This is a genomic window from Niveispirillum lacus (assembly GCF_002251795.1).
GTDB classification, from domain to species: domain Bacteria; phylum Pseudomonadota; class Alphaproteobacteria; order Azospirillales; family Azospirillaceae; genus Niveispirillum; species Niveispirillum lacus.
This window is the reverse complement of record NZ_NOXU01000030.1, coordinates 44,621-57,446: the sequence shown is the minus strand read 5'-3', so window position 1 is coordinate 57,446 and position 12,826 is coordinate 44,621. Positions and strand designations below refer to the sequence as shown.

Below are 12,826 nucleotides of genomic sequence, written 5' to 3'. Positions count from 1 at the left end.
ATGAGCACCGACCTGATTTCAGCGCTGACCGATCTGATCGGCCCTCGCCATGTTCTGACCGGTTCCGACATGGCGCCCTATGCCTTCGATTGGCGCCAGCGGGAAGAGAGCCATCCCGTGGCTGTCCTGCGCCCGGGATCGACGGCGGAAGTGGCCGCCATCGTGCGGCTCTGCGCCGAACGGCGCATACCCATCGTGCCGCAGGGGGGCAATACCGGACTGGTCGGCGGCACGGTCGCGCTGAAAGGAACGGGTGCCATTCTGCTGAATCTGGGCCGCCTTAACCATATTCGCGCCCTGGACGCTGCCGATTACACCCTGACCGCAGAGGCCGGTTGTGTTCTGGCCGATATTCAGGCCGCCGCCGCGGCCGCCGACCGCTATTTCCCCCTGTCGCTGGGGGCGGAGGGGACCTGCATGCTGGGCGGCAACCTGTCCAGCAACGCCGGCGGCATCCTGACCCTGCGCTATGGCAATGCCCGCGATCTGGTGCTGGGGCTGGAGGTGGTGCTGCCCGACGGGCGCGTCTGGAACGGGTTGCGGACCCTGCGCAAGGACAATAGCGGCTACGACCTGAAGCACCTGTTCTTAGGCGCTGAAGGCACCCTGGGCATCATTACCGCCGCCTCGGTCAAGCTGTATCCCCGCCCGCGCCAGATCGAAACCGCCCTGGTCGCCGTCCCCAGCCCTGCCGCCGCTGTCACCCTGCTGGGCTTGGCTCGCACCGGGACGGGCGACAGCCTGTCGGCCTTTGAACTGATGCCGCGTTTTACCTTTGACGGGTCACGAGAAATCCTGGGACGTGACCAGGACCCGCTGTCGGCCCCCTCGCCCTGGTATGTGCTGCTGGAGGCCAGCAGCGGCATGGCGGGGCCGACGCTGCGCGGGCAGGTGGAGGCGGTGCTGGAAACCGCCCTTGAACAGGGGCTGGTTACCGATGCCATCTTCGCCGACAGCATGGAACAGCAACGTAAACTCTGGCTGATCCGCGAAAGCCTGCCAGAGATCGGGCGCAAAATCGGCGGTGCGGTGCATACCGATGTGTCGGTACCCGTCAGCCGCATCCCCGACTTCCTGGCCGCCACCATCAACGCCGTGAGCGCCTATATGCCGGGCATCCGGCCCTACCCGTTCGGCCATGTCGGTGATGGCAATATCCATTTCAATATTGGCCGACCGGCGGATATGGAGTGGCCCGCCTATCTGGCCCACGCCCATGCCATCAGCGACATTGTCCATGAACAGGTCCTGGCCCATGGCGGCAGCATCAGCGCCGAACATGGCATCGGCAATCACAAGGCCGAGGAACTGGCACGGATCAAGGACCCGGTGGAACTGGACCTGATGCGGAAGGTGAAAGCGATGCTGGACCCGGACGGGATCATGAATCCGGGAAAGGTGCTGGTGCGTTAGTCGCCGCCAGCCACTCCCCCGCCTGTGCCCGCCCATGGGCCTTTAGACCGAGCAGATACTCCATATCGATGCGCAGGCCGTTCAGGTCGCCCAAGGTCGGGTCCTGCGGGTCGATGGACAGAAGGTCGAGCTGTTCCGGCCCCTCGCCGCGCTTCAGCACTTCGCGCACCAGGTCCATTTCCGCCTCTAGCGGTCGGGAAAACGTGATCTGGTTCAGGCGCTCGCGAATCGCGGCGGCCGTGCGCGGCGTGTCGTCGGTGCAATTGGCCATGGCCTGCACCACCAGCAGGCGGCCTATTGCCGGCCCTTCCAGCAGGGCGCGGATGGGTGGGTTCAGGGTGTAGCCGCCATCCCAGTAATCCTCTCCGTCGATCTCCACCGCCTGATGCAGGGTCGGCAGGGTGGTGGAGGCCAGCAGCGAATCGACGCTGATCGCCGCATTGTCGAACAGGTGCGGCTGCCCGTCGCGCACGCGGGTGGCAGAGATCAGCAGGGAAGGGGCGGTGGGCAGGGTGAGGCTGGCGAAATCCACCTCCTCCACCAAGATCGACCGCAGCGGATTGAAACCCAGCGGGTTCAGGGCGTAGGGCGAAAACAGTCGGGTTGCCATGGCAAAGGCGGCGCTGTTCACCGCCTGGGTAATGCCAGTATTGGCCCAACTGGGGCAGAAACCAAGGGCACCCACCCCGCACTCGCCCACCCGGCGCCAAACCCGGTCCAGCGCATCGCGCGCACCGGCTGGTCCGCTCTTGGCCCAGCCGCTGGCAAAGGCCACGGCATTGACCGCGCCGGCGGATGCGCCAGACAGGCGTAGCGGCGCTAACCCAGGTTCATCCAGCAACCGGTCCAATACCCCCCAGGTAAAGGCCCCCAGCGACCCGCCGCCTTGCAGCGCCAGCGCCATGCCGGGCGGTCGGTTCGATGGCGCGGGAGCGGCCATCGGCGTCTCGCTCCGACCGAGCCGGCGCATGATCTGCTTCAACACCATCGGGCCACCCCATATCGCGGTGCCGCATCATAGCGCGGAATGGCCCCGCCGCCGACCCTTGAAGGCGGCCGGACCGCACCCCACGTCACAAGACAGGCGATGCCACGGATGCCCATGTTGGGGTCCGCGAGGGCGCGCCGATGTGACCAAGGGGCATCGCTTCGTGAAGGAGGATCGCGCCATGACGACCCAGCCAACCCATACCCAAACCAGCCAAATACCCAATCCTGTCCCGGCCCTGATACGAACCGCTTTCAATGCCGCCAGCCAACGCGCCTATGGACAGGCCGACCGGGCGGCGGCGGCGATTGCCGCCTTGCGCAAGCTGCGCCACGTGCTGCTGGATCAGGCCGGTACCAATGCCGCCCTGACCGTGGTGGATGGCCCCGCCACAGGGTTCATCATGGAACGCAACATGCGGGCACTTGCCAACACTGGCATCGCACCGGTACCGATGCCCCTGCCCCCCGCCCTAGCCTTGGCGGGACCAGCGGCAAGTCTGATGCTGGATGCGGTTGAAAACGGCCTGATCCTGCACCGCTTCCTGCCCGGCAACACCGCCTTGATGCAGATGGTGCCGGAATTGATGGGGTGCCTGTGCGACGCACTGGACGGGACACCCGATGCGGGCCGCCTGCTGGATATTCTGCGCGAGGGCATGGATGAAGATGAGCCGCGCATCGCGGTCGAGGGGCCGGTGTCGCAGCGCCTGCACTAACAAAAAGGGGGGCCGAACCCCCCTTTGATCACGCCGCCAACCGGGCCGCTTCCGCCTTCTGATGCATGCGCTTATACGCAAACTTGGCTGCCCAACTGTGCAGCCAGGTATGCGGCTTCAAGCCCGAGGCCTTGAACACCATGCCGACCATGCGATCAACATGGTGGGGGCGGTAGAAGGAATAAGCGAGGCTTGTATATTCAGCGTTGTTCTCGACCCGCTCATAAGGACGGGTCCAATAATTCGCGGCATAAAAGGCGTAGGACAGTTCGTCATCCTCCGTCTCATTGATGCGCGACAAGCAGACCATCAGGCGCTGAACCCGGTTCAGCTTCTCTGATTCCAAGTAGCGCTTCAGATGGTCGTAAAACAGCTTGTAATGGCGCAGCTCATCGGCAGCGATGTGGCGGCAAATCTGCCTGAAGACGGGTTCTTCCGTCGCCTCGGCCAGAGCCGTGTAATAGCTGGATGTGCCTGTCTCCACAATGCAGCGGGCCACCAGCTCGCCGGCCCGACTGCCGCGCTTGCTGTCCATGGCAGCCACGTCGATCTGATAGCCGTCGCGGAAACGTTGTACCGCCGCCTGGAAATCCCAAGTGGGATCAATGCGCGATGCCCATGTCCCCAGCGCCTCACCATGCTGCACTTCTTCGATGGCCCATTGCCGGACCACAGCGCAGAATTCCCTGTCATCGCGGAAGACGTTGCACAGGTAATCGGCATAGATATGGCCGTTATACTCCACCAGCGCCGCCGCCTTGGCCAGCTTCAGCATATCGGGTGACGCCTTGGCTTGGTCCAGCTTGTCCCAGGGCAGGCCCTCAATGGTCCAATGCACATTCGCCATGACGGTATTCATCCACTTCGCTGCTGAAAGATCGCGTTGGTCACCAGGGCCGGCGCGGTTGCTGACAGATGGGCCGGGCGGGGTAAAAAAACAACGGGGGCGCAAGGCGCCCCCGTGATCATCATTCGCAACGGCCCGGAAACGTGACACATATGTGACGCCGTTGCCAGTTCCGTTCAAGAGGCTTAGTGCAGCGTGCCAGCCTGTGCATCCAGCTTGGCCTGCACAATGGCCAGCTTACCTTCCAGCGTGTGCCGCTCCCCCTCGGACTTGGCATCGGCCAGATCCTCGGTCAGATCGACCAGCTGCTTCTCCAGGGTCGCGCGATCCAGGCCACGGACAGCATTCAGATCCGACGCTTCCTCGGCCAGGATGGTGACGCGCGCCCCCGTGATCTCGCAGAAACCGCCGGCCACAAAGATACGTTGAGTGATGGTTGCCATGTCATTGGCATAGATGTCGATGATGCCCGGCTTGACCGTAACGATCATCGGGGCATGGCCCGGCAGCACGCCCAGGAAACCTTCGGCTCCCGGAACCACCACCATATGCACCGGCTGCGACACCAGCAGCTTTTCCGGCGACACCAGCTCGAATTCAACCTTGTCGGCCATGGCTTAAACCCTAGCAAAACGCGTCTAGGAGGGGTTACCCCCTCCCGTGCACCTACCCCTGCCAAGGGTGAACCGATGGCAGGGGGTGGGAGCGAACCTTAGGCGGCCTCGGCCATCTTGCGGGCCTTTTCCACGGCCTGCTCGATGGTGCCGACCATGTAGAAGGCGGCTTCCGGCAGGTGGTCGTAGTCGCCGTTCACGATGCCCTTGAAGCCCTTGATGGTATCTTCCAGAGCGACCAGAACGCCCGGCGTACCGGTGAACACTTCGGCCACATGGAACGGCTGGGAGAGGAAACGCTGGATCTTGCGGGCGCGGGCCACAACCAGCTTATCCTCTTCCGACAGTTCGTCCATGCCCAGGATGGCGATGATGTCCTGCAGGGCCTTGTACTGCTGCAACACCTGCTGAACCTTGCGGGCGGTGTTGTAGTGCTCTTCACCGACGATGCGGGGGTCCAGAGCGCGCGAGGTGCTGTCCAGCGGGTCGACGGCCGGGAAAATGGCCATTTCAGCGATGGAACGCGACAGCACGGTCGTGGCGTCCAAGTGGGCGAACGAGGTGGCCGGGGCCGGGTCGGTCAAGTCGTCGGCGGGCACGTAAATGGCCTGCACCGAGGTGATCGAGCCCTTCTTCGTCGAGGTGATGCGCTCCTGCAAACCGCCCATGTCGGTGGACAGGGTGGGCTGGTAGCCCACGGCCGACGGGATACGGCCCAACAGGGCCGACATCTCGGCACCCGCCTGGGTGAAGCGGAAAATGTTGTCCACGAAGAACAGCACGTCCTGACCTTCTTCATCGCGGAAATATTCGGCGATGGTCAGGCCGGACAGCGCAACGCGGGCGCGCGCACCCGGCGGCTCGTTCATCTGACCGTACACGAGCGCCACCTTGGAGCCCGGGCCATCGGTCTTGATAACGCCGGCATCGATCATTTCGTGGTACAGGTCGTTGCCTTCGCGGGTACGCTCACCCACGCCGGCGAACACCGACATACCGCCGTGCGCCTTGGCGACGTTGTTGATCAGCTCCTGAATGGTCACGGTCTTGCCCACGCCCGCACCACCGAACAGGCCGATCTTGCCGCCCTTCAGGTACGGGGCCAGCAGGTCGATGACCTTGATGCCGGTGATCAACAGGGCGGCGTCGGTCGCCTGATCGACGAAGTCAGGCGCATCACGGTGGATCGGCAGGACCTTGTCATTGCCGACCGGGCCGCGCTCGTCAATCGGCTCGCCGATCACGTTCAGAATGCGGCCCAGGGTGGCCGGGCCAACGGGCATCTGAATCGGGCCGCCGGTGTCCACCACCTCGTTGCCGCGCACCAGACCATCCGTGGTGTCCATGGCGATGGTACGGACGGTGTTCTCACCCAGGTGCTGCGCCACTTCCAGCACCAGGGTCTTGCCCTCGTTCTGGGTGTGGAGCGCGTTCAGGATCGGCGGCAGTTCGCCGTTGAACTGCACGTCCACGACGGCGCCCAGAACCTGCGTGATGCGGCCGACCGCGTTGCTGTTGTTAGCCATGGGGTAAGCTCCCTCGGAACCTTGACTTCGTCGTGAATGCGGGTGGGTTTACAACGCTTCCGCGCCAGAGATGATTTCGATCAGTTCCTTCGTGATCGAAGCCTGGCGAGTGCGGTTATAAACCAGCGTGTACTTCTTGATCATCTCGCCAGCGTTGCGCGTGGCATTGTCCATCGCGGTCATCTGCGCACCGAAGAACGACGCAGCGCTCTCCAGCAAGGCAGAGTAGACCTGGATGGCCAGATTACGCGGCAGCAGGTCGGCCAGAATGGCCTCCTCGCTCGGCTCGAACTCGTAAACGGCGCTGGCCTCAGAGCCCGTGTCGCTGGCAACTTCGGGGGCCGCGAACGGCACCACCTGCTGCAAGGTCACGATCTGGGTCATCGCCGACTTGAACTTGTTGTAAACGATGGTCGCCACATCGAACTGGCCGGCATTGAACAGCTCCAGGATCTTCGCGGTGACGCGGTCGGCGTCAGCGAAGGAGAGCTTCTTTTTGCCCACCTCTTCGAAGGAGGCGACGATCAGCGACGGGAACTCGCGACGCAGCAGGTCGCGGCCCTTGCGGCCCACGGTCAGCAGCTTGACAGTCTTGCCTTCGGCCTGCAGGCGCTGGATGGCACGACGCGTCTCGCGGACGACGGAACTGTTGAAACCACCGCACAGACCACGGTCACCGGTCATCACCACCAACAGGTGGGTCTGATCGCTGCCCGTCCCGGTCATCAGGCGGGGGCCACCGGGACCGCCGGCCACGTTGGCCGCCAGCGAAGCCAGCATCCGGCCCATGCGTTCAGCATAGGGCCGACCGGCTTCCGCCTGCTCCTGGGCGCGGCGCAGCTTGCTGGCCGCGACCATTTTCATGGCCGACGTGATCTTCTGCGTCGACTTGACGCTCGCGATCCGGTTTCGGATGTCCTTCAAGCTCGGCATGACAGCCCTACACTCTCAGTGTGGCCCCTTACGGGAGCTTGGTTCAGGCGAAAACCTTGGTGAAACCTTCGAGGAAAGCCTTCAGCTTCTCTTCGGTTTCCTTGGAGATCGCCTTCTCGGTGCGGATCGCGGCCAGAATATCGGCGCCCTTGGCCCGGATTTCGTCCAGGAAGCGGGCCTCAAACCGGTTCACGTCGTTGGTCGGGACCTTGTCCAGGTAGCCCTTCACGCCGGCAAAGATCGACACAACCTGCTCTTCCACAGGCATCGGCTTGAACTGGGGCTGCTTCAGCAGCTCCGTCAGGCGCGCACCACGGCTCAGCAGACGCTGGGTCGTGGCATCCAGATCGGAAGCGAACTGCGCGAAGGCCGCCATTTCACGATACTGCGCCAGTTCCAGCTTGATGGTGCCGGCAACCTGCTTCATCGCCTTGATCTGAGCCGCGGACCCCACGCGGGACACCGACAGACCAACGTTAATGGCCGGACGGATACCGCGGTAGAACAGACCCGTTTCCAGGAAGATCTGGCCGTCGGTGATCGAAATCACGTTCGTGGGAATGTAGGCGGACACGTCACCGGCCTGGGTCTCAATGACCGGCAGGGCCGTCAGCGAACCAGCGCCATTGGCATCGTTCAGCTTGGCAGCGCGTTCCAGCAGGCGGCTGTGCAGATAGAACACGTCGCCGGGATAGGCTTCGCGGCCCGGCGGACGGCGCAGGAGCAGCGACATCTGGCGATAGGCGACAGCCTGCTTGGACAGATCGTCATAGACGATCAGAGCATGCATGCCATTGTCGCGGAAGAACTCGCCCATGGCCGCACCCGTGTAGGGGGCCAGGAACTGCAGCGGCGCCGGCTCGGAAGCGGTCGCAGCCACAACGATGGAATATTCCATCGCGCCGTTCTCTTCGAGGGTCTTCACGATCTGCGCGACCGTGGAGCGCTTCTGGCCCACGGCGACATAGATGCAGTAGAGCTTCTTGGACTCGTCGTCGCCCTTGTTGATACCCTTCTGATTGATGAAGGTATCCAGAGCGATGGCGGTCTTGCCGGTCTGACGATCACCAATGATCAGTTCGCGCTGGCCACGGCCGACGGGCACCAGGGCGTCAATCGCCTTCAGGCCGGTCTGCATCGGCTCATGCACCGACTTACGCGGGATGATGCCGGGGGCCTTCACTTCCACGCGCTGGCGGGTCACGTCGGTCAGCGGGCCCTTGCCGTCGATCGGGTTGCCCAGACCATCAACAACGCGGCCCAGCAGGCCACGGCCCACCGGCACCTCAACGATGGCGCCCGTCCGCTTGACGACATCGCCTTCCTTGATGGCGCGGTCGGAGCCGAAAATCACCACACCGACATTGTCGGTTTCCAGGTTCAGGGCCATGCCCTTGACCCCGTTGGGGAATTCCACCATCTCGCCGGCCTGGACCTTATCCAGACCGTGGATACGGGCCACGCCATCACCGATGGACAGAACCTGGCCCACCTCGGCGACATCGGCTTCGGTGCCGAAGTTCGCGATCTGCTGCTTCAGGATCGCGGAAATCTCAGCGGCGCGGATTTCCATTATCCAACCCCTTTCATGGCGAGTTTCAGCTTATTGAGCTTGGTACGCACGGAGCTATCCACCATGCGGGAACCGATTTTGACGATCATGCCGCCGATCAGCGAGGGATCGACCCAAACATCCAACTTGACGTTGGAGCCTTCGCCCTTGTTGAGAGCAGCGGCCAGGGCCGTCCACTGGACATCCGTCAGCGGACGAGCAACGGTAACGCGCGCCGTGCTTTCGCCACGGCGGCGGGCCAGTTCGGCCAGATACCCGTCGATCATGCCCGGAAGCGCGAACAGGCGGCGATTACGCGCCACCAGCCCCACGAACTTCCGCACGAGTTCCCCGATGCCAGCCGCGCTCAGAACGGCTTCCATAGCGCGTTCCTGGTCGTTGCGGGCGAGCAGCGGGCTGCCGATCAAGCGGCGGAGGTCCGCGCTTTCAGCGAGCAGAGCCTTGATGGACGTCAGATCCTGGGCCGTCTGGTCCAGGGCCTGCTGCCCATCCGCGAGATCGAACAGAGCGCTCGCATAGCGCGAGGCGAGTTCGGAGACGCCAGTCCCTTCGGTTGCCACTGGTAACCTCGGTTAAAGTCCGTGGACCTGAATAATTTCAGGACGTTAGCAATGATCGGCCATGCCGGAGGAGATCCCTCCGGTGTCGAGCGAGCGAGCATGTAACACAGCCCCAGCCCCTACGCAACAGCGCGCCTGTGGATTGGGGGTATGCGGTTTTGCACCGCTTCCCTCTTGTTTGGCCAAGAAGCCTGCCGGTTTACGACCTTTGTCGCCTCTCTGCACTGTGCAGGTGCGAAATGGCTTTTTCGCCACAGGCAGGCAACGAAGCCAGGCGCGGCCCTATGCTTTTGCACCTGTGGCGATTAAGGCCGCATTAAGTTGGCAGGCGCAGGCTGCTCACAGGCGCGGTACGGACCCGGGCCAACCAAGCCCGAGGCCTGACAATGTGCGTCATTCTGCCCTTCGCCCGCCAGCGTTTCACCCCGATGGATCTGGTCGCCTGGACAGCCATCCTTTCAGACCGCCGCCGTCGGGGCCTGTGGCAGAGGACAGAGCGGTTCAGCAATCGGGAACGGGATTGGATACTGGTCTGGCTGCCGAGCCTTGCCGAACCCAGCCTGCGGCTGGAACGCGACAGCCAGGGCGTCTATCGGCTGTCCTACTTTGATGGGCAGGCTTGGTTTCAGTTTCGCCAAGGACCCGACATACTTGACTGCTTAGCGCAGATGGAGCCGACCCCACCATTGACGGCAATCGTCCGCAAGGTTGAGTGACCTACATCCCCAGCACGCGGAGACGCCCGCCCCATACAGAAATGTCGACGGGCAGGCGCGCAATGATATCGCCATCCCCCTGCACTGGCTCTCCCGTCGGTCCGTCGATGCGGGCCGACACCGCCGGCAATACCAGAATGTCAGGTCGCCCGCCCAACCGGCCCAGGGTCATCGCCGCGGCGTAGGTCAAGGCGGCAAGCCGGCCCGGCCGCGTAAAAAGAACGGCATGGAGCAGGGGCTGTTCCAGACGGATATCGGGCGCCAGAACAAAGGTGCCCGCGTAATAATGTCCTTTGCAGAGGATGCAGCTTACTGCCCGATGCCGGGTGATCGTCCCGTCAGGGGCTGTCACCATGACGTCATAATCAAGCCCAGGCCCTGCCAGGATTTCCCGCAGCCCCCCTAACGCATAGGCCCCCTTGCCCACCCGACGTTTCAGGGCGGGGTCGATGCCCGCCACCACACGGGCATCCATGCCAACGCCAGCCATCATTGTGAACAAGCGCCCATTAGCAACCCCGGCACGGACAGGACGGGCCGGCCCCAGAGCCAACTGTCGGCCGATTCGCACGGGATCGCCGACCAGCCCCAGTTCGTGCGCCAGGACATTGGCGGTGCCCAATGGCACCACACCCAGGGGCGGAAGTTCGCCCGTGCCCGCCATAGCCATGCCGTTGACCACTTCATTGATGGTGCCGTCGCCGCCGGCGGCGACGATCACATCCGCCGTGGCCGACCGGGCAAGATCACGGGCGATGGCGGTTGCGTGGCCGGCCGCATCCGTCGTGTGCAGGGCCACGACCGCGCCGGCAGCGGTGGCTGCTGCCATAACCTGTTCCACCATGCCGGGCCGGCGGCGACCCGCTACGGGGTTGAAGATGATTGCCAACCGCCGGTCGAGTGCATGTGACATTTCCAAAACATCTCCATGATGGGTTGATGAAACAGCAGTGTAATAATAATGGCAATTTAAAGAATATTTCGCGCACGCAGCACAAATACCCGTCAGCGACACTGACAATACACCAGATGAAGCGGTATAGAACGATGCGATCCGCTATGGCTAGACTTTAATGACTGGCGGACGATTGGTGGTTGGGGTTGACCGGCGATGGGGGAACATATGCTGGGAGACGGGGACGTGCAGCGCTACCGCGCTATCTGGTTGTCAGACATCCATTTGGGGACACGGGGATGTCAGGCCGAGATGCTGCTGGATTTTCTGAAACATACCGAATCCGATGTGCTCTATCTGGTCGGTGACATTGTTGATGGCTGGCGGCTGAAAAAGGGCTGGTATTGGCCGCAGGCCCATAATGATGTGGTGCAGAAGATCCTGCGCCGTGCCCGCAAAGGCGCCCAGGTCTTCATGATTCCGGGCAATCATGACGAGGCATTCCGCGACTATATCGGCCTGCAGTTCGGCGGCGTGACCATCCTGGAGGACACGATCCATACGGCCGCCGACGGTAAGCGCTATCTGGTCATCCATGGTGACCAGTTCGACGCGGTGGTGCGCTACGCCAAGTGGTTGGCCTTCGTGGGAGACACGGCCTACACGTTCCTGCTCTGGCTCAACACCCTGTTGAACAAGGCGCGGCGAAAGCTGGGTTTCCCTTACTGGTCGCTGTCCGCCTATCTGAAGCATAAGACCAAGAAGGCCGTCGAATTCATCGGCGATTACGAGACCGCCCTGACCGACGAGGCACGCCGGCGGCAGGTGGACGGGGTCATCTGCGGCCATATCCACCATGCCGAAATACGCGACATGGACGGCGTGCTTTACGTGAATGATGGGGATTGGGTCGAATCATGCACCGCACTGGTGGAACATTCCGACGGACGGCTGGAGATCCTGCGCTGGGCGGATATTGTCGCCGCCCGGCGGGCGGTGAAGGCGGCGGCGTGAAACTGCTGATCGTCACGGATGCCTGGCATCCGCAGGTCAACGGCGTCGTTCGCACCCTGACGACGACGCGGGCCGAACTGGAACGGCTGGGCCATAAGGTGGAGGTGATCGCACCCGACCGGTTCCGCACCATTCCCATGCCGACATACCCGGAAATCCGCCTGGCCCTGGCGCCCGGCCGACGGGTGCGGCGGATGATTGAGGAGGCGCAGCCCGACGCCATCCACATCGCCACCGAAGGCCCGCTGGGATTCGCGGCGCGTCGCTATTGCCTGAAACGCAAGCTGCCTTTCACGACGGCCTATCACACCCGCTTTCCCGAATATGTGCGGGATAGGGCACCGGTGCCGCTATCCCTGTCCTACGCCTTTGTGCGGCGGTTCCATGCCCCCGCCCATTCGGTGATGGTGGCGACCGCCAGCATTGAGGCCGACCTGGAGAAGCGCGGCTTCACCAATATCCGCCGCTGGTCGCGCGGGGTGGATACCGACCTGTTCCACCCCGGCCCCAAGGACCTGTTCGCCCACCTCCCCCGCCCCGTTTTCATCTCCGTGGGCCGGGTGGCGGTGGAAAAGAATATCGAGGCGTTCCTCTGCCTGGACCTGCCCGGTTCCAAGGTCGTGGTCGGTGACGGGCCGCAACTGGCGGAGTTGAAGGCCAAATATCCCGGCGTGACTTTCGTGGGCGCCAAACATGGTGAGGACCTGGCGAGGCACTATGCCGCCGCCGACGTCTTCGTCTTCCCGTCGCGTACAGACACGTTCGGCCTGGTGCTCCTTGAGGCGCTGGCATCAGGGTTGCCGGTCGCCGCCTTCCCCGTGCCGGGCCCGCTGGACGTGATCGGCGACAGTCCGGCGGGCGTGTTGGATACCGATTTGCGCGCGGCCTGCCTGAAGGCTGTTGGCATCGACCCGGCCCTTTGCCGGGATCACGCTCTGCGCTTCTCCTGGAGTGCCTGCGCACAGCAGTTTTTGGCCAACCTGCGGCCTTTCACCCCAGAAGGCTTGGCCGATCAGGCGGCGTAAGGAC

The 12,826-nt window shown here is 63.3% G+C and carries 13 protein-coding genes; 5 read left to right on the top strand and 8 right to left on the bottom strand.

What is annotated here, in order from left to right:
• On the top strand, positions 1-1,413 hold the full coding sequence (locus tag CHU95_RS13195; protein ID WP_094456820.1) for an FAD-binding oxidoreductase: 1,413 nt from the start codon (positions 1-3) through the stop codon (positions 1,411-1,413).
• Here CHU95_RS13195 and CHU95_RS13190 read toward each other — a convergent pair.
• On the bottom strand, positions 1,382-2,401 hold the full coding sequence (locus CHU95_RS13190) for a patatin-like phospholipase family protein (RefSeq protein ID WP_094456819.1): 1,020 nt from the start codon (positions 2,399-2,401) through the stop codon (positions 1,382-1,384). The genes CHU95_RS13195 and CHU95_RS13190 overlap by 32 nt on opposite strands.
• A 181-nt stretch (positions 2,402-2,582) precedes the next feature.
• Here CHU95_RS13190 and CHU95_RS13185 point away from each other — a divergent pair, with 181 nt between their 5' ends.
• Entirely contained in the window at positions 2,583-3,119 is a 537-nt protein-coding gene (locus CHU95_RS13185) for a hypothetical protein (protein ID WP_133065522.1), read from the top strand.
• A 28-nt stretch (positions 3,120-3,147) separates the two neighbouring features.
• Here the strand turns inward: CHU95_RS13185 and CHU95_RS13180 are convergent, their stop codons facing one another.
• The 6 genes from CHU95_RS13180 to CHU95_RS13155 all read right to left on the bottom strand — a co-directional run bounded on the left by CHU95_RS13180 (position 3,148) and on the right by CHU95_RS13155 (position 9,172).
• A complete protein-coding gene (locus tag CHU95_RS13180) occupies positions 3,148-3,966 on the bottom strand; it encodes an acyl-ACP desaturase (RefSeq protein ID WP_094456817.1) in 819 nt (272 codons plus the stop codon).
• Between the two features lie 185 nt (positions 3,967-4,151).
• Entirely contained in the window at positions 4,152-4,580 is a 429-nt protein-coding gene (gene atpC, locus CHU95_RS13175) for an ATP synthase F1 subunit epsilon (RefSeq protein WP_094456816.1), read from the bottom strand.
• 98 nt (positions 4,581-4,678) lie between these two features.
• On the bottom strand, positions 4,679-6,106 hold the full coding sequence (atpD, locus tag CHU95_RS13170; RefSeq protein WP_094456815.1) for a F0F1 ATP synthase subunit beta: 1,428 nt from the start codon (positions 6,104-6,106) through the stop codon (positions 4,679-4,681).
• A gap of 48 nt (positions 6,107-6,154) precedes the next feature.
• Positions 6,155-7,039, bottom strand: coding sequence for a F0F1 ATP synthase subunit gamma (locus CHU95_RS13165; protein ID WP_094456814.1), 885 nt, complete (start codon positions 7,037-7,039; stop codon positions 6,155-6,157).
• Between the two features lie 43 nt (positions 7,040-7,082).
• A complete protein-coding gene (gene atpA, locus CHU95_RS13160) occupies positions 7,083-8,612 on the bottom strand; it encodes a F0F1 ATP synthase subunit alpha (protein ID WP_094456813.1) in 1,530 nt (509 codons plus the stop codon).
• Positions 8,612-9,172: a F0F1 ATP synthase subunit delta gene (locus tag CHU95_RS13155; RefSeq protein WP_094456812.1), complete on the bottom strand. Its 561-nt coding sequence runs from the start codon at positions 9,170-9,172 to the stop codon at positions 8,612-8,614. Before CHU95_RS13155 ends, atpA begins: the two co-directional genes overlap by 1 nt.
• Positions 9,173-9,558: 386 nt before the next feature.
• Between CHU95_RS13155 and CHU95_RS13150 the strand changes: the two genes are divergently transcribed.
• Complete coding sequence (locus tag CHU95_RS13150; RefSeq protein ID WP_094456811.1) at positions 9,559-9,888, top strand: hypothetical protein; 330 nt, start codon at positions 9,559-9,561, stop codon at positions 9,886-9,888.
• A gap of 1 nt (position 9,889) precedes the next feature.
• On the opposite strand, the gene CHU95_RS13145 is transcribed toward CHU95_RS13150, so the two are convergent.
• The gene (locus CHU95_RS13145) at positions 9,890-10,801 is read right to left on the bottom strand and encodes a diacylglycerol/lipid kinase family protein (RefSeq protein ID WP_094456810.1); all 912 of its coding nucleotides are present in this window, start codon (positions 10,799-10,801) and stop codon (positions 9,890-9,892) included.
• Between the two features lie 210 nt (positions 10,802-11,011).
• Between CHU95_RS13145 and CHU95_RS13140 the strand changes: the two genes are divergently transcribed.
• The gene (locus CHU95_RS13140; protein ID WP_094457222.1) at positions 11,012-11,797 is read left to right on the top strand and encodes a UDP-2,3-diacylglucosamine diphosphatase; all 786 of its coding nucleotides are present in this window, start codon (positions 11,012-11,014) and stop codon (positions 11,795-11,797) included.
• Positions 11,794-12,822 (top strand): glycosyltransferase family 4 protein, encoded by a 1,029-nt coding sequence (locus CHU95_RS13135; RefSeq protein WP_094456809.1) that lies wholly within the window; start codon positions 11,794-11,796, stop codon positions 12,820-12,822. The genes CHU95_RS13140 and CHU95_RS13135 overlap by 4 nt, the downstream gene beginning before the upstream one ends.
• Positions 12,823-12,826 lie beyond the last annotated feature (4 nt).